The sequence below is a fragment of the Thermoactinomyces daqus genome, from assembly GCF_000763315.1.
GTDB lineage: Bacteria > Bacillota > Bacilli > Thermoactinomycetales > Thermoactinomycetaceae > Thermoactinomyces_A > Thermoactinomyces_A daqus.
In genome coordinates, this window is the sequence record NZ_JPST01000036.1 from 19,997 (window position 1) to 34,329 (window position 14,333).

The 14,333-nt window shown below is 38.3% G+C and carries 20 protein-coding genes and 1 pseudogene; 14 read left to right on the forward strand and 7 right to left on the reverse strand.

Going from position 1 to position 14,333, the window contains the following annotated elements; all coding sequences use genetic code 11:
• Positions 1–213: 213 nt before the first annotated feature.
• Positions 214–390, forward strand: a complete 177-nt coding sequence (locus JG50_RS20205) for a hypothetical protein (protein ID WP_160173891.1) — start codon at positions 214–216, stop codon at positions 388–390.
• Positions 391–488: 98 nt separating this feature from the next.
• On the opposite strand, the gene JG50_RS0114555 is transcribed toward JG50_RS20205, so the two are convergent.
• Both JG50_RS0114555 and JG50_RS0114560 read right to left on the reverse strand, forming a co-directional pair.
• On the reverse strand, positions 489–1,313 hold the full coding sequence (locus JG50_RS0114555) for a phosphoenolpyruvate hydrolase family protein (RefSeq protein ID WP_033101851.1): 825 nt from the start codon (positions 1,311–1,313) through the stop codon (positions 489–491).
• Positions 1,314–1,327: 14 nt separating this feature from the next.
• Entirely contained in the window at positions 1,328–1,690 is a 363-nt protein-coding gene (locus tag JG50_RS0114560) for a Tm-1-like ATP-binding domain-containing protein (RefSeq protein WP_081943962.1), read from the reverse strand.
• Between the two features lie 81 nt (positions 1,691–1,771).
• Here JG50_RS0114560 and JG50_RS0114565 point away from each other — a divergent pair, with 81 nt between their 5' ends.
• From JG50_RS0114565 to JG50_RS20210, 13 genes are all read left to right on the forward strand, one after another.
• Positions 1,772–2,764 (forward strand): hypothetical protein, encoded by a 993-nt coding sequence (locus tag JG50_RS0114565; protein ID WP_033101853.1) that lies wholly within the window; start codon positions 1,772–1,774, stop codon positions 2,762–2,764.
• A 134-nt stretch (positions 2,765–2,898) separates the two neighbouring features.
• Positions 2,899–3,159 (forward strand): hypothetical protein, encoded by a 261-nt coding sequence (locus JG50_RS0114570; RefSeq protein WP_033101854.1) that lies wholly within the window; start codon positions 2,899–2,901, stop codon positions 3,157–3,159.
• A gap of 15 nt (positions 3,160–3,174) precedes the next feature.
• Positions 3,175–3,381 carry a hypothetical protein gene (locus JG50_RS0114575; RefSeq protein ID WP_033101855.1) on the forward strand — a complete coding sequence of 69 codons (207 nt, stop codon included), beginning with the start codon at positions 3,175–3,177 and terminating at the stop codon, positions 3,379–3,381.
• Between the two features lie 13 nt (positions 3,382–3,394).
• Positions 3,395–3,826, forward strand: coding sequence for a hypothetical protein (locus JG50_RS0114580; protein WP_052154365.1), 432 nt, complete (start codon positions 3,395–3,397; stop codon positions 3,824–3,826).
• Positions 3,826–4,611: a P-loop NTPase family protein gene (locus JG50_RS0114585; RefSeq protein ID WP_152568599.1), complete on the forward strand. Its 786-nt coding sequence runs from the start codon at positions 3,826–3,828 to the stop codon at positions 4,609–4,611. The genes JG50_RS0114580 and JG50_RS0114585 overlap by 1 nt, the downstream gene beginning before the upstream one ends.
• A 13-nt stretch (positions 4,612–4,624) precedes the next feature.
• The gene (locus JG50_RS0114590) at positions 4,625–5,470 is read left to right on the forward strand and encodes a hypothetical protein (RefSeq protein WP_033101856.1); all 846 of its coding nucleotides are present in this window, start codon (positions 4,625–4,627) and stop codon (positions 5,468–5,470) included.
• Between the two features lie 16 nt (positions 5,471–5,486).
• The gene (locus JG50_RS0114595; protein ID WP_052154367.1) at positions 5,487–6,935 is read left to right on the forward strand and encodes a DnaB-like helicase C-terminal domain-containing protein; all 1,449 of its coding nucleotides are present in this window, start codon (positions 5,487–5,489) and stop codon (positions 6,933–6,935) included.
• Positions 6,936–6,950: 15 nt separating this feature from the next.
• Positions 6,951–7,151 (forward strand): hypothetical protein, encoded by a 201-nt coding sequence (locus JG50_RS0114600; protein ID WP_033101857.1) that lies wholly within the window; start codon positions 6,951–6,953, stop codon positions 7,149–7,151.
• Entirely contained in the window at positions 7,132–8,115 is a 984-nt protein-coding gene (locus JG50_RS0114605) for a toprim domain-containing protein (protein WP_033101858.1), read from the forward strand. The genes JG50_RS0114600 and JG50_RS0114605 overlap by 20 nt, the downstream gene beginning before the upstream one ends.
• A 5-nt stretch (positions 8,116–8,120) precedes the next feature.
• Complete coding sequence (locus tag JG50_RS0114610) at positions 8,121–8,429, forward strand: hypothetical protein (RefSeq protein WP_033101859.1); 309 nt, start codon at positions 8,121–8,123, stop codon at positions 8,427–8,429.
• A gap of 56 nt (positions 8,430–8,485) precedes the next feature.
• Entirely contained in the window at positions 8,486–9,109 is a 624-nt protein-coding gene (locus JG50_RS0114615) for a hypothetical protein (protein ID WP_033101860.1), read from the forward strand.
• 62 nt (positions 9,110–9,171) lie between these two features.
• Positions 9,172–9,432, forward strand: a complete 261-nt coding sequence (locus JG50_RS0114620; protein ID WP_033101861.1) for an LITAF-like zinc ribbon domain-containing protein — start codon at positions 9,172–9,174, stop codon at positions 9,430–9,432.
• Between the two features lie 61 nt (positions 9,433–9,493).
• A complete protein-coding gene (locus JG50_RS20210; RefSeq protein WP_160173892.1) occupies positions 9,494–9,640 on the forward strand; it encodes a hypothetical protein in 147 nt (48 codons plus the stop codon).
• A gap of 34 nt (positions 9,641–9,674) precedes the next feature.
• Here the strand turns inward: JG50_RS20210 and JG50_RS0114625 are convergent, their stop codons facing one another.
• The 5 genes and pseudogenes from JG50_RS0114625 to JG50_RS0114645 form a co-directional block, all read right to left on the reverse strand.
• On the reverse strand, positions 9,675–9,854 hold the full coding sequence (locus tag JG50_RS0114625; RefSeq protein ID WP_033101862.1) for a hypothetical protein: 180 nt from the start codon (positions 9,852–9,854) through the stop codon (positions 9,675–9,677).
• A 179-nt stretch (positions 9,855–10,033) separates the two neighbouring features.
• Positions 10,034–10,744 (reverse strand): annotated as a pseudogene (locus tag JG50_RS0114630) (peptidoglycan recognition protein family protein); the annotation flags it as partial.
• Between the two features lie 159 nt (positions 10,745–10,903).
• Positions 10,904–11,119: a BhlA/UviB family holin-like peptide gene (locus JG50_RS0114635; RefSeq protein WP_033101863.1), complete on the reverse strand. Its 216-nt coding sequence runs from the start codon at positions 11,117–11,119 to the stop codon at positions 10,904–10,906.
• A 12-nt stretch (positions 11,120–11,131) separates the two neighbouring features.
• Positions 11,132–11,491 carry a hypothetical protein gene (locus tag JG50_RS0114640; protein WP_033101864.1) on the reverse strand — a complete coding sequence of 120 codons (360 nt, stop codon included), beginning with the start codon at positions 11,489–11,491 and terminating at the stop codon, positions 11,132–11,134.
• 9 nt (positions 11,492–11,500) lie between these two features.
• Positions 11,501–14,332 (reverse strand): phage tail spike protein, encoded by a 2,832-nt coding sequence (locus JG50_RS0114645; protein ID WP_033101865.1) that lies wholly within the window; start codon positions 14,330–14,332, stop codon positions 11,501–11,503.
• Position 14,333 lies beyond the last annotated feature (1 nt).

A 14,333-nucleotide genomic window follows, 5' to 3' on the forward strand; every position in this document is an offset into this window, starting at 1 on the left:
GAAATAAAACGCTTTCACTTCTTAATATAACAAATATTTATCCTGTTTGGATTCTTAATTATTGGCCGATAGATAGACATCATCAGAACAGTCGATTAAAATAAATGATTGAGGCCGTCTATTTTCATGTTTTTTTCACTGGAAGTTGATTTATACTGATTAGTGAAAACGCTGTAGCAAAGCGCGGATGAAAGAGGAAAGCGGGTGTGAAACGTGCAATACTTTATGGTTCCATTACTGGTCTTGATCAGCATTTTCGCGATTCGCGGCACCTATTACAACAAAAAGACCGGCAACAAGCCGGGTTTCATCATCGGCGGAATCTTCACATTGGGTCTCGTCGGTGTCACTGTACTCGCTTTGTATGATTTCTTTGTCGGTCTGCAATAAGAGTGAGGAGACTCCACTAGGCACGGAGTCTCCTCATTTTTTTAACGCATCGGATCATAGCGAAGGGATCGCTGTGCGTTCCCGGCTTCACCAGTTTGTCACAGCGATTTAAACTGTTCCACCTGAGACCGGATTGCCTTTTCCGTAGGCAGTCTCTCTATGCTGGATGCTCCGAAGAATCCGGCCACCCCTTTGGTGGATGCGAGGATTTTTTGCACATCGGCCGGTTCGGCAATCGGTCCGCCATGGCACAAGACGATGATGTCCGGATTCACCTCTTTTGCCGCATCATGTATGGCTTGAATCCGTTCAGCTGATTCTTCCAGCGTGAGCGCTGTCTCCGCGCCGATTGATCCTTTGGTGGTCAGACCCATATGGGCAACCAGCACATCCGCTCCTGCTTCTGCCATCGCAATCGCTTCCCGTTGGTTAAATACATAGGGACAGGTAAGCAGATCCAATTCATGGGCGATTCGGATCATTTCGACTTCCAGGTTGAACCCCATTCCCGTTTCTTCGAGATTTTGGCGAAACACCCCGTCGATCAGGCCGACAGTGGGGAAATTTTGTACTCCGTCAAAGCCCATCTCTTTCAATTGTTTGAGAAACACGGGCATCTGACGGAAGGGATCTGTTCCGCACACTCCGGCCAAGACAGGAGTGTTTTTGACAATCGGCAATACCTCCGCTGCCATTTCCACCACAATCCCGTTCGCGTCTCCATAAGGCATCAGCCCGGCAAGTGAACCGCGGCCGGCCATGCGGTACCGACCCGAATTATAAATAATGATGAGATCTGCGCCACCCTGTTCGGCGAATTTGGCGGAAATGCCTGTCCCCGCACCGCAGCCGATAATCACCGATCCGTCTTCGATCGTCTGTTTCAAGCGCTTCAGTGCATCATCACGAGTGATAAAAGGCATAAAAAAACCCCCTCTTATTTTTCTTCATTTTGCAGAAATTCAAGCAGTTTATCCGTCACGGCCCGGGCGAATAAGGGATCGTTAATATTGCAGTCAAGTTCGATAATCGGGATTTCGCTCTTTGTATTCTTCTTGATCGCATCAAACAGAGCCTGATCAGCTTCCGGCCACCAAAAGTCTCTATCCGGGGCATCCAATTCGGATATGCCCTGAAGCGGAAGGAAAATGGCGACAGGCCCTTTGGACTGGTTTGCCTTCTCGGCCAGAATCCGGCCCAGTTCTTCATTCTCTTCCGGAGTGGTTCTCATCAGCGTGACATTCTCATTCCAGGCATAGAGTAACCGGTTTTTATACTTGTCGGGTACACCTGAAGTCACATTTGCTAAAAACTTTTTTCATCATGTATGTAACGTCAGGTTATTCGATGTCACCAAAAAACACTCTGGGAGGAATTCAAAATGAAAAAACATATCAAAGGCCAACAAGTTGAACGGAAAGGTTTGCACCATGTTTATGGAGAACCTGCTGACAATTTCAATAATCGCTGGCAACCAATGGCCTACACCACAAAAGAAATGAATGAATGGGCAATCGAAGCAAAACCTTTTGTTGAATGGGCACAAAATGAAACTGATCCACAAAAGCAAAAAGAAATTCTTGAAATGTCAGTTGGTTTGAACAAGTTGATGAACATCTATTTTGGTTATCGTGGTGAAGGCGGGAAAAATGACGTTCAACGGTTGACAGAAAAACTTTGGTATCCACTTCCCGATGAATCAATTATCACAAACAATGCTTGGAAGCTGCTGAAGGAAGCAATTCTTGAATACGACATTTCAATTGGTGATTTCAAACCGTTCTATGACAAAAAGTTGAAAAAACGTGCAACATCGGATTTGAACAAAGTAAAGGAAAATCGTGCAGAAAAGCAGGTCCCAGTCAGTCAATTGGAATCATACAAATCTAAGAATTCAAATGATGATGCTGATCAGTCGGAATTTGTTTATGGAATCGTCGAAGATAACTACTCACTTGAAGTTGATGACGAACTTCAATATTACGTGAAGAGATTGTTGAAGAATATTCCGGGAAGAAAAAATGCCAAAGAAAAACAAAAATTCATCCTTGATTTTATCATAAAAGATATGGTGAAGTCACAAACCGAAAGGAAAGCATTGATTGAACGGAAATTCCCAACAAAAGAAGTTGCTGAAAATTTAACAGAAAAATTTGGTGGAACTTTTGATGCAAATAAACGGTTTGTCATTCGTTTCAGAGAGCAAGCAATGGAAGAACTTGAATTGCTTGGGCACAAATTGAACACCACTTACACCAACGACAAAAAAGTGCTGAAAGAACGGAATATGAAAAAATTCTTCAACAAAGAAACACACGAGAAAAACAAGCACTATTCAGAATACCTGGAAAAATTCAAGAAAGGTCTTGCTTAAAATAGATAACTTGTAGAATTTGCAGATTTCAAACAAGGTGGGGAAATTCAACCTTCCCCACCACAAAAAAAATTTCTCCTTATGTCACCTTTGAGTAAAACGTTCCCCATATATATAGTGAGGAGGTAAAAACAATGAAAAACAAAACAAAAGAACAACTGAAAATTTGGTCCGCTGGAAATGGTCGGTTCTTCGCTTACACTGAAAACTTGAAGCTGAAAAACAAACTGGAAAGCATTGATGGAATTAGATTGATTGGATCATATCATACGCAGAAAGGTAAATTGTTTGGCCTTCAATTTGTGATTGACAATATTGAACTTAAAGAACATTTTGTCAAAATTGCTAAAGATGGAAACGTTGCAGAAACTAAAAAGCAACTTTCACTTTTCTAAAAGGAGGAATTGAAGATGAAAAAATCCCAGACAAAAACAATCTGTTGTGTCATTTGTGGTGCAGAAGAAGCAGTCAATGAGAAAACTTCCACTGATGGAATTGCACCTGATTGGTTCATCTTTAATGAAACGATTAATGAATTTGTTTGTTCTTGGGAATGTGATGAAATTGCAGAAGGAATGTTCAATTGTGGTTCTGGATATTTCATTGAGGAAATTTGAGGAGGTGTAGAAATTGCCTAAAGAAAAATTGCCATCTGCAAAAAATTGGCGGGAACGGAAAATTGAAACCTGGAATGCGACAACTTTTCATGAATATTTGAAACATAAACATCAGGAGAGATTTTCCCTTTCCTATCGGGCAGGCAACATTAGAGGCCAGAATTCACAGATAAAACGGTTGTATGAAGAAATCGGAAAAGAAGCAACTAAGGAATTCATTGACCTGTGCTTCCAAACCTACAAACCAAGGCAAGGTTACAATAGTTTAAATTTCTTTTACATGATTAGAAGCATGAATTTCCTGATCCCAAAAGCAGTTGACAACATTGAACGGAAAAGAAAAATTGCAGAAATGAAACAACGTCAACAACAACAAGAAATTCAACAACCTGAAGTTAATAAAGGTGAAGTTGAAAACATTCTTAAATATTGGGGGATTGAGTAATGAGAAAAACTAATGAAAAGAATTGCATTCTTCGGGGAGTTTGTGTAAAAGCAGGTTCTGAATCGCATTGTAATAAACTTTGTCCACTTTACAATTCTATGCACGGTCATAAAGGAATAGGTGGTCGTGTAGCAATGGCAAACATTCCAAAGGATTATCAGAAAATGACCATTTCTCACAATCCAGTTCGTGAAGTACAAAAACAAGCATATTTCCTGATTGACCGTTGGGCAAAGAAGTTTTTCCCTCTGATCTTTGAAGAAAATGCGGAAAGAATTAAACCACTTTACCTTTATTCAAAAGAAGTCGGAACCGGAAAAACAGCAACTGCTGCTTCTATTGCAAATTCATTTTTGGTTTACACCTTCACAGAAGCATTGAAACGTGGACAGCAGCCATTAGAACGTCCAGTATATTTCTTGGATTTTAACCAATGGCAAAGGGAATTTGCTGCTTTCAATAATCCAAAGATTCCCCGTGATATGGGAGAAAAAATGGCACGTAAGTTTTACGAAATCCGGGATATTGCAAAGGACGTTCTTTTACTTGTGGTTGATGATATTGGAATTGAGGACCCAAGCAATGCTTTCCATGGAATTGCCCATGATTTGATCAACCACAGACTTGTGAATTGGTTGCCCACAATATTTACGTCAAACGTTGAGATGGAAGATTTGCTTTTACGTTATGATAAACGGCTATTTGATCGAATTCGAGACCACAATTCCCAAATTGAATTCATTGGAACTTCCCACCGTGGAATGAGACAGGATTTTGACGTTTAAGGGGGAAACCTGAATGGATTATAAATCGAAGTTCAAAATTGGTGATTTGGTTGTTGTAAAAAAGATTCCTAATGAAGTTTGGAAAATTGATACCATTCATTATGGAGTGGTCAATTTTTACTACATCATCAATACAATGTCGAATCTTCCTTATTTCTGTGCAGAATTTGAACTTGAACATGCAGAAATGGGTTCAGATCGAAATTCTAAATTTAAGGTTGGGGATTTGGTTGTTGATAAAACTATGCCTGATGCTGTTTTTAAAGTTGAAGAAATTAATTATGGAAAAATGAATGGGTACACAGTGAGTGATTTACAAAACGGAACCTTATTCTATTTTTTGGAAATTGAACTTGAACATGCAGAACCGTCAAAACCAGAACTAAAATTGATTGGATCAAAATTCAAACCTGGTGACATCGTGATGGTTGATGGATATATTGGACAATTTAAAGTAATTGAATGTACTGGTTATGAACCAATGGTTGAAGATGTTATTTATAAATTGATCAATATTCACACTGGTGAAGAAGTTTTTGGTGCTGAATGGGATATGAAATTTTTTGGTAAGAAAAATGAAATAATCAATATAAAATTGAATGTTGAAACTGGTTATATTGAACAATTGCCAAAGAAACAACCACAACCAAAGAAAACACCAAAACATAGAACACTTGAAGCTGGAATTATTTCCAAACTTGAATACAATAGATTCCTTGTAGAAAAAGGAAAACAAATGATTGATGATTATCTTGATTTATTTAGTAATTTTGGTGACGAAAAATACCTAAGGAGAATCAAACGGATCAACAATTTTATCAATAAAATTCCTGTTCGTGCATTTCAAATTGAAGATTGAATGGGAGGAATTTTGAATGACCATTGCAAGCATGAAATTCTTTTCAAAAATGCTCGATCTGAAATTTACTGATGCATTTGTTCAATACGGAATTACTGAAGAAAAATTGACCACAAAAACAGAACGGGAAATTTTCAACTTCATTGACGAATACATCACCAGAAATGGTGAAACTCCCACGCCTGAAGAAATTGCAGTTAAGTTTGAAGGGTTTGTTTATACTCCAACCAATTCTTCCTTTGATGTTTTGGCTGAAGAAATTAATCAAAACCACGCAAAGAATGAATTGATCCGATTGATTCAAGGAAGGATTAACGCTGAAGATGAATTTGAGAAGAAAGAAAACCTGAATGATCTTTTGAACAAAAAGTCAGGGTTTGAATTGATTGATCTGTTGCAGAAGCAATTGGAACAAATTAAAACGGAGACTTTGACACAAAAGAAAGTTGGCCTTTCTTTAACTGAAGATTATGATTGGTTCTTTGAAGAGTACGAAAACCGGAAACAAGGGAAATCGTTTAAAGTTTGGGAATCGAAATTCCCTAAACTGAATCGTGTTTTAGGTGGTGGTTATGTTTCTGGCAACCTTTACACCTTTTATGGTCGATCTGGTCGTGGTAAGTCAATCATCATGTTGGAAGAAGCAATAAACGCAGCAGTTCACGGTGCAAAAGTTTTGTATTGGGGATTGGAAATGATTGCTTTTGAAATGTTTTGTAGGGCTTATGCATCTTTATCCTCCCGTCAGAAATTGTTTAGGGGAAGTTTGACAGACGAACAATTGCAGCAGATTTTTGGTAACAGTGATGAAATCTTGGAACAGATTCGGGAAGTCGGAATGGATATTGATGCTGGTTTCCCGCAAAAAGAATTGATGATGACAAAACTGTCTGATGATCTATTTGTTTTGCTTAGGGAATTTGCAAAATCACTGAACGACATAATTCCTGGAAAGTTGATCTTTAAAACTGTGGACATGAAGGCATTCAAAGACAAAAGCATTAAAGCACTTCATGCTGATATCATTCAAACCAAAGCTGATTTTGTTGTGGTCGATCCAGTTTATTTGATGCACCGGGAATTCAACACCAGCAGAACTGCAGGAGGAGATTTAGCAAAAACGGTTGTTGCTTTACGTGAACTTGCAGGAATAACCCAAACTGCAATTCTAACCGCAACACAAGCAGATGAGGTTGACGAAGAAGAAAATGAAAATGGTGTTCGTGAACTTAAACCACCAAAACGAAAAGATGTTAAGAAATCAAGTGAAATCAGGGATGGCAGTTCCTATGTGATTGGTTTGGATACTATTGATGGCCGTGGAATTCTTGTACCACGGAAAGCAAGAAGTGGCGGCGAAGGTGAAAGAATTGAAATCATCTTCCTTCCCAACTATGGAATCGTTCGTGAACTTCCAAGCATTGAAGAAGTTAAAGAATATTTGGCTGACAATCCATCATTCTGATAAGGAGTGGTTTACATGAAAAAATATGATGTGGAACTTTTTTATCAAACCGCAGGTGTAACCCGTTTGACCGTTGTTCCCGTTTCTGCACAAAACAAGCAGGAAGCTGGACGAATGGCCATGATTATTTTGATAGATCAAGTTGAAGACTGCAATATGGTCAGCGTGAAATATGTACACTTAGTAGGTGAAGAAAATGGCACAGATGAAACTTAATGATCAGATTGTAGAAATTGATATTGTTTCTGAGCTTGAAGAATTTGAATGGAAGTGTGCAACTTGGAAACCTGATAAATTAATTGCATGTTCCCCCTTCCGTGATGACCATTCACCTTCATTTTATGTTCGATTTGAAGATGGTGAAAAAGTTTCTGCTGGTTTTTGGCAAGATTCAGCCGGAATTGATGGTTATGAAAAAGGTGATTTTATAACTTTACTTTCATTTCTTCGGGAAGAAACACCAGAAGATGTAATTGAATATTTGCTTGAAAAATACGGTTCCAACAATGGTTCCACCTTCCAATTCAAAAAACTGAAGGTGGAACAACAAGGAACCAGAAAACCAACCCTTCCCCATTCCTTGATTGAAGGTTTGGAACCACACAATTATCTTGTCAATCGTGGCGTTTCACCAGGGATTCAAAAAGCACTGAAAATTGGTTTTGATCCTGATAAAAATGCAGTTGCTTTGCCCTGGTTTCTTCCAAATGGTGAACTTGCAAATGTGAAATACAGACGAATTGACAGCAAACGATTCTTTTATGCAAAAGGTGGATGGTCCATTGGAAAACTGTTATTCAACATCCAATTGTTCCATCAAAAAGATTATCTGGATCTTGCAGTGATCACAGAAGCAGAAATTGATTCCCTTTCATGTATTGCTGCAGGTTTCCCTTCCTTGGCCGTTGGTGGTTCCAAATGGTCAAAAGAAAAAAAGGAACTAATTTTAGGGACAAATATTAAGAAGATCATCATCGCATCAGACAATGATGCAGCAGGTGAAAATTTGAAAAGTGCAATCACGGAAAGTTTGAATGGTTATGTGCAAATTTTCCACGTTACCTTTCCAGATGATTGTAAAGATTGCAATGATGTTCTTTTGAAATATGGAAAAGAAGGTTTGAGGCGAATGATTGAACAATCAAAAGCAGTTCCGCAGTTTAAATTAAGGAGGAATTGAAAAGTATGGCTAAATTCAAAGGATGGGATTTTATTGAACTTGCTGACCATTGGGGTTTAGATTATGAAGATGTTGAAGATGAATATGAATTGATCAGAGAATATATTTACTCAAAAATGACGTTTGACTATTCAGCAAGTGAACAAAGAAAAGCGGAAATGAAACAAATTGCAGATGATATTAGAGAATATTTGAAATCATTGTCTAAATATGAAACTCATGATAAACCTGTTTGGGAAGGATTATTGAAGGTTAAAGATGATTTTACTTTTCTCAGATTTTGTGCCGATCTTTTGCACCATATGTGGATTTAATCTCTCCCCCACTCTCCAATTGGTGGGGGAATTTTTTATGAAAAGGTGGTGATTCCATGAACCTAAAGGACAAGTTGAAAGATGGATTTTTTCATCTGTTGGCGAAAATGGTGGACACGGTTCCAAAGGACGGTGAACTTCATTTTGTTTCTGAAGATGATTTTAACTCGATTGAATATGAACTTTATGGTGGACACGCAACCTATATTGACTTAACTAAATTTGAAGATAAAACAAAAGATAAGGCTGAACTTTATGATTTAAGTTCACGATCTGCACCCAAATGTTCTTTTCTTAATTGTAAAAAGAAAAAAGAACCGCCACGAATCTTCTTCCATGGCCGGTTGTATCACCTGGATTGTTTTTTAAATGAAGAATTGATAAAAGCAGAATTAAGCGATGACATTAAACGGCTAAAAGTTCCCGTTGGAATTGTTGTTTTGAAAAATGAAAAACGAATCCCCATTCTTTGGGATTTTCGTATTGATACGATTGAAGAATACGAGCAGGCAAAGGAAGAAGGACGTACAGCGTTGTTTTTTGATCCTACAGGTTCCCCATTTTATCTGGAACCTGAAAATGTTCTTATGCTGAAACGGCCTGTAGATGCCAGCACTCATATTTGGTCACTTCCGCCCAAAGAATTGTATGATAAAATTCGTGGAGCTGCTGATTTGTGAGGACATAAATATTTAGGATAATGCGAATATAAAAATGAAAAGGAAAAAGGAGTTGGGTAATCATGAAAAAATCATTTTTTGAATGTCCCAATTGTGGGCAACATAAACTTGAAAAGCACGGAAAGAAATGGGCATTGTCCGTTTTTGGTGTTGCCGGTTTAATCGGTTGCGTTATTACACTTGGAGTTTTCTTCTTCATTTACCTTCCTGTTTTACTTTGTATTGTTCTATTTAAGAAAGAAAATTACAGGTGTAGATATTGTAAAGTGTTAATTCACGAGTCTGAATATAATAAAATGATTAACCAGAATATCAATGGATAATAACGGTTCCCCACAAAACAAACTGGTGGGGAACTTTTTCCATTTAAAGGAGGTTTGCCAATTGGAAATTATACGTGCTGTCATTGGAAACCTGAAGCATGAAGGAGTTGAACTTGAACTGGATGAATTGCAGATGTTGCAGAAATTGATTGATGGTGAAATTTCTGAAGAAGAATTTGATCAGTGGGCAATTGAAAAGGTTATGTAAATGCAGGCAGGGGATTTTCCCTGCCACTTTTTTTTTATTTTTCCCCGTCAATGATTCCGGCCAGAACAGCCACATAAAGAACTGCTTCCACAATTTTATTGTATTGTTCATCAACAACGTTGACGTTCAATTGGTGCAGAATCAACAATACCAAAGAAGCAAACGCTACCCACAATGTTTTAGACCGCAAACGTCCTTTCAATTTTTCCCACATTAATAATCAATCCTTTCAATTTTGATTTCTTTTGCTTTATTATCTTTAATGGCATCTGCAATTGCTTTCAAAACATTGACATCAATCGCAGATGTCATAACATTTTTGCCATCAACGGTTACATCATAAGCAGGTTCCCTTTTCTGTTGTGGTTTTTCATCCGGGAACATAGCGTAATATGTTTTTTCGCCGACAATGCCGTCAGCAACCAAGCCTTTTCCTGCAGGAACTGCTTTTCCATTTTCATCATGCAAGGATTGCCACATTTTCACATCAGCTTCAGTTGCAGGACCAAACAAACCATCAACCACTTTACACTTCAATCTTTCTTGAATTTTCTTCACAACTGTACCTTTAGCACCTTTGGCAATTGGAAGAACATTATCTTCAATATATTGGATCGAAGGAGAAACAGAAGCTCCTTTAATTTGTTGAACAAAAGAATCCCAATAAGTCAAAATATGGCGTGGACAATTTTTCCCACTCCAATGCTGATGTGGAACCACCCGGTCAATTGGAATATTATGTTTGCTCATCAATTGGCGAATCAACCAGATGGCGTTAGATTTTGCTTTTTCAAAATCCCCATCAGAGTTTACGCAAATTTCCACAGCAAGAGATTGACGGTTTCCGGTGCCGTTATGACCATCACCAGCATGCCATGCAACCTCATCATCGGGGATCGACTGCCATATTTCGTGGTCGTCAACTGTATAATGCCATGAAGCTGTGCGTGAGTTTCCGTTATATTGCAATCTGGCATGTGCTGCCGCTGTAGCCCCTTTGCTCGTATTGTCGGTTTCATGAACCGTGATGTAGTGCGGAACCAATTTAATTCCCGGTCGTGTTTCTGTGAGACTTTTGGGAATGAACAATTGTTTTATTTCCATATCATCACCCCATGTTGATTTTTTTCAATTTTATGACACCTAATAACTGAATCGCTTTTGTTGCATCACCCCTTTCACTTCACTTATTTTCATGTTAAAATTAAAATCGGCAATCACAATTTTGTCTCCATTCCCCCAAGAATGGTTTGTGATTGCCTTTTAATCCCCACTCACTTTTTCCCTGATCTTATCAACATCTTCTGCCAACTTTTCAAGATTCCAACTTAACTTTTCAAAATTATCCGACATTTCATCAATGAAATTCATAAGTTTTTCTTCTCGTTTTTCTGCTTGTCTCAAAGTGTACAACAAAAGAAACACAAATAATGTTGCCCAAACACCATTGTTTTTCACAATATCAAGTAAAACTTCCACAATTACACCACCTTAACCACCTAACGCAGCAATTCTTGCTTCTAATTGATCAATTCTTTGTGTTAAGGTTTTAATAGTTTCTTGGGTTTTTGTATCGATAGTTGCAGGTTCAGGATCAATATTTTCAAGAATATTAACCCTTCTATTTATGGTTTTGCAACTATCCGACAAATCAGCAGTTTTGATTGTATCATTTATCGGATCACCAACTTCAACAGAAAAATCATCAGGAACAATTAGAACTTGGCTTTTTGCACCAAAAATTGCATTTGCATGGTTGTTCCAGTAAATGTTTTGGTCTTCAATTTCAACATTTTGAGCATCAATTATATAGGAAATGACGGTACAACCGTCATGGAAAACAATTTTCATAATCAACACCTACCAAGTAATTTCAAGTGTTGCTGTTGGTTCCATTGAAGCATAATAATATTGTGAAGTATTTGACGTGTAAATTGCAATTCCCTTTGCCGTTCCATCCCTCAAAGCATTTGCAAAGGAAATGGGAAGATTCACCCACTTTTCTTCACCTGAATCAAAGTTTGCAAGATTTCCCGCACTATTTGAAAGTGTGGGTTCACCGCCGGTTGCACTGGATAAATTGTGTGTCCAGAAATACAAAGGGATTGGTTTGTAATATCCTCCTTTTGACTGCCTTTTTAGTTTAACCCTGATTGATTTTGGTGTTTTTCCTGCTAGTGTATTTTTTATGTCTTCGTAGTCGAAGAACCACAAACCCTTGTGGTTTCCTGCTGGTGACCAACTTCCACCATCTCCTTGTTTTGGGTTGTTCGCATTCCAACCATAAACCGTATCCCAAGATTTTGTGGCTGTTGCATTCCACGTTTTCTTTCCAGGAACTGAAGTTGATGGTGCAATTCCACCACTATTTGGTTCTGACCAACTACCATAAACAACCCCACCATTGATTTGAATCATTTCATTTGCAGCGTTTGCTGCTGACGGTCTTGTTCCATATCCTGCAATTTTCCCTGTGTCTGATGCCTTCATAGCATTATAAGATGTGGTTCCTGAGCAATCGACAACCTTAATTAAACCACCAAAAACAGCATAAATCAGTGAATCAGTTGCACCGTAACATTCAGTGTTCAGAATTGTCATATTCGCACCTTCAGAAGCAGCACAAAACAATGCTTTATTGCTTGCTTGAAGTATCATTGAATCGACAACCACCCAGTTTGAAACTAGTGTTCTAACACATGCATATGGACCACTATCTTCTGGATGGGTTTCACCAGTATGAACAATTGTTCCATTTTGAATGGTGATTCTTTGAATGCATGATGCAATTCGTATATAACCATTCACGGTTGATCCACCAAAATCAATTTCTACGATTCCACTCCCTGATTTACCTTTTAATTCAATCACTTCATTCAATGTGGAATTTGGAGCAACTTCAATTGAAATATATCCTTCATTAATTTCTGGAATCATATAAACTGCTTTTTGTAGTGATTTGAAAGCAGTTTGCCATGATAAACCGTCATTATTATCTGAACCGTTGGCAGGATCAACATAATAATGGATTGTTCCGAAATTCTTTGTCACAACATTATTTCCAGTCAATGTTCCCACAAACAATTTATCAAAACCAACCGTTTCAGCATCCATTTGGCAAACAATCTCATCTTCAGCATTCATCAAATAAAACTTTCCATCTTTTCCTATTCCGTCAACAACGCCACCCAAGTACAATTCCCCACCACGAACACGGTCAGCCAACATTGTTCCAGCCACAATTTTATCAGCAAATGCACCGTCACCTGTTAGGAAAGTTCCATTGGAAAAATCCCAACCTGCTGCAGTTGCTGGATCATTGGCAGGATTCCTTGTGTTTGATAGTGCAATGATTCCATTGTTCAAAAGAATTGCTTTTGTAGGATTGTTGTCTGGTGCTTTGTCCAACAATAAGATTCCATCATTTGTTTGCCTGACGGTTCCAGCACCACCAATAACTTCATTCTGAAGTGCGTCAATGTAACCATCCAACCAGGAAGTGTTAATGGTTCTGTCTTGTTGTCTTTTTTCATTATCATAATTACGTTCAGCATCTTGGAATGCATTTTGAACGTTTCCCATTGTGATTTTGGTGTTGTTTGGTTCCAACAAATCCCGTTCTAATTCCATTACACGTGCCGTCAATCTCAATTCCGGTTTAAACTTCTTATCAATAACTGCAACCGTGTCACCCAATCGAACAACTTCATGTTCATATCCTTTAGCACTTTCAAGATCAACAACTTCTAATTCATAAGTAACCACTGAATTTTTCATTTCTTGAAGTGCATCCCAAGTTTTTTGTAGAAGAGCAGCCGGGTCTTCTTCATCCGGGAATTCAACAATTCTTGTTCTGTGAATCAATCCACCTTGACCATCGGGACGGCCAAATTGTTGTAATGCAATTGGGTCACTTACCCAATCTTGCCCTGCTGGTTTATCTGCAGGATCACCATTGGATTTTGACCAAACCACATCCGAAAAATCTAACTTCCTTCCATAACCAGTTCCATCTTCAGTTTCTACACCTTTCCCACGTCCAACAAGTGCGGTTACAAGATTTGCTGTATAAACCTTTCGGTTAACATGCGTTAAATCTTTTCCGTAAACAAATCTTTTTCCACGATTTGTTCCCCGTTGTGCCAATAAATCAACATACCTTGCAGTAATTTTGTTTCCCGTGAACTCCGTTCTGAATTGCAATTCCCCACCAAAAAGATCAACCACTTCATGAATGCATTCCAGCACGGATTTATTATAGAAAACATGGGTGTTGATTCCGGCGACAGTTACATTTCCAACTGACCATCTTGTTCCTTGCAGGATTTGATTCAACATATAAGCCGCATCACGGTTTTCCGGCCTAATGTCCCTAATCACATAATCATTCAATTCTAAACTGGAAGATTCACAGGTCACACGTTTGAAAAGACCGTCAGCATGTTCATCTTCAATGTGTCGAATCACAAATTCATTCCAATTCCCATCCAAATCTTGATATAAAACAATGTTTTCTTCAATCAAAAATTCTGCTTTTTCGTGGTCTGCTGGTATTGTGAAATCAAGATAATTTTCCCCGTTAATTTCTTCATGGTGAATTGCATCAATCAAATCGGAAGCGGTTCCCCGATTTTGGAGAACCGCCACAATTTTTTCATCACGATCTAAAACCCATAGTTTTAAATTTGCCATA

Coding starts and splice junctions, on each gene's coding strand:
- JG50_RS0114555 (WP_033101851.1), bottom strand. CDS start 1,313: ATGCCTTTTATCACTCGTGATGATGCACTGAAGCGCTTGAAACAGACG.
- JG50_RS0114565 (WP_033101853.1), top strand. CDS start 1,772: ATGAAAAAACATATCAAAGGCCAACAAGTTGAACGGAAAGGTTTGCAC.
- JG50_RS0114570 (WP_033101854.1), top strand. CDS start 2,899: ATGAAAAACAAAACAAAAGAACAACTGAAAATTTGGTCCGCTGGAAAT.
- JG50_RS0114575 (WP_033101855.1), top strand. CDS start 3,175: ATGAAAAAATCCCAGACAAAAACAATCTGTTGTGTCATTTGTGGTGCA.
- JG50_RS0114585 (WP_152568599.1), top strand. CDS start 3,826: ATGAGAAAAACTAATGAAAAGAATTGCATTCTTCGGGGAGTTTGTGTA.
- JG50_RS0114590 (WP_033101856.1), top strand. CDS start 4,625: ATGGATTATAAATCGAAGTTCAAAATTGGTGATTTGGTTGTTGTAAAA.
- JG50_RS0114595 (WP_052154367.1), top strand. CDS start 5,487: ATGACCATTGCAAGCATGAAATTCTTTTCAAAAATGCTCGATCTGAAA.
- JG50_RS0114600 (WP_033101857.1), top strand. CDS start 6,951: ATGAAAAAATATGATGTGGAACTTTTTTATCAAACCGCAGGTGTAACC.
- JG50_RS0114605 (WP_033101858.1), top strand. CDS start 7,132: ATGGCACAGATGAAACTTAATGATCAGATTGTAGAAATTGATATTGTT.
- JG50_RS0114610 (WP_033101859.1), top strand. CDS start 8,121: ATGGCTAAATTCAAAGGATGGGATTTTATTGAACTTGCTGACCATTGG.
- JG50_RS0114615 (WP_033101860.1), top strand. CDS start 8,486: ATGAACCTAAAGGACAAGTTGAAAGATGGATTTTTTCATCTGTTGGCG.
- JG50_RS0114620 (WP_033101861.1), top strand. CDS start 9,172: ATGAAAAAATCATTTTTTGAATGTCCCAATTGTGGGCAACATAAACTT.
- JG50_RS0114625 (WP_033101862.1), bottom strand. CDS start 9,854: ATGTGGGAAAAATTGAAAGGACGTTTGCGGTCTAAAACATTGTGGGTA.
- JG50_RS0114640 (WP_033101864.1), bottom strand. CDS start 11,491: ATGAAAATTGTTTTCCATGACGGTTGTACCGTCATTTCCTATATAATT.
- JG50_RS0114645 (WP_033101865.1), bottom strand. CDS start 14,332: ATGGCAAATTTAAAACTATGGGTTTTAGATCGTGATGAAAAAATTGTG.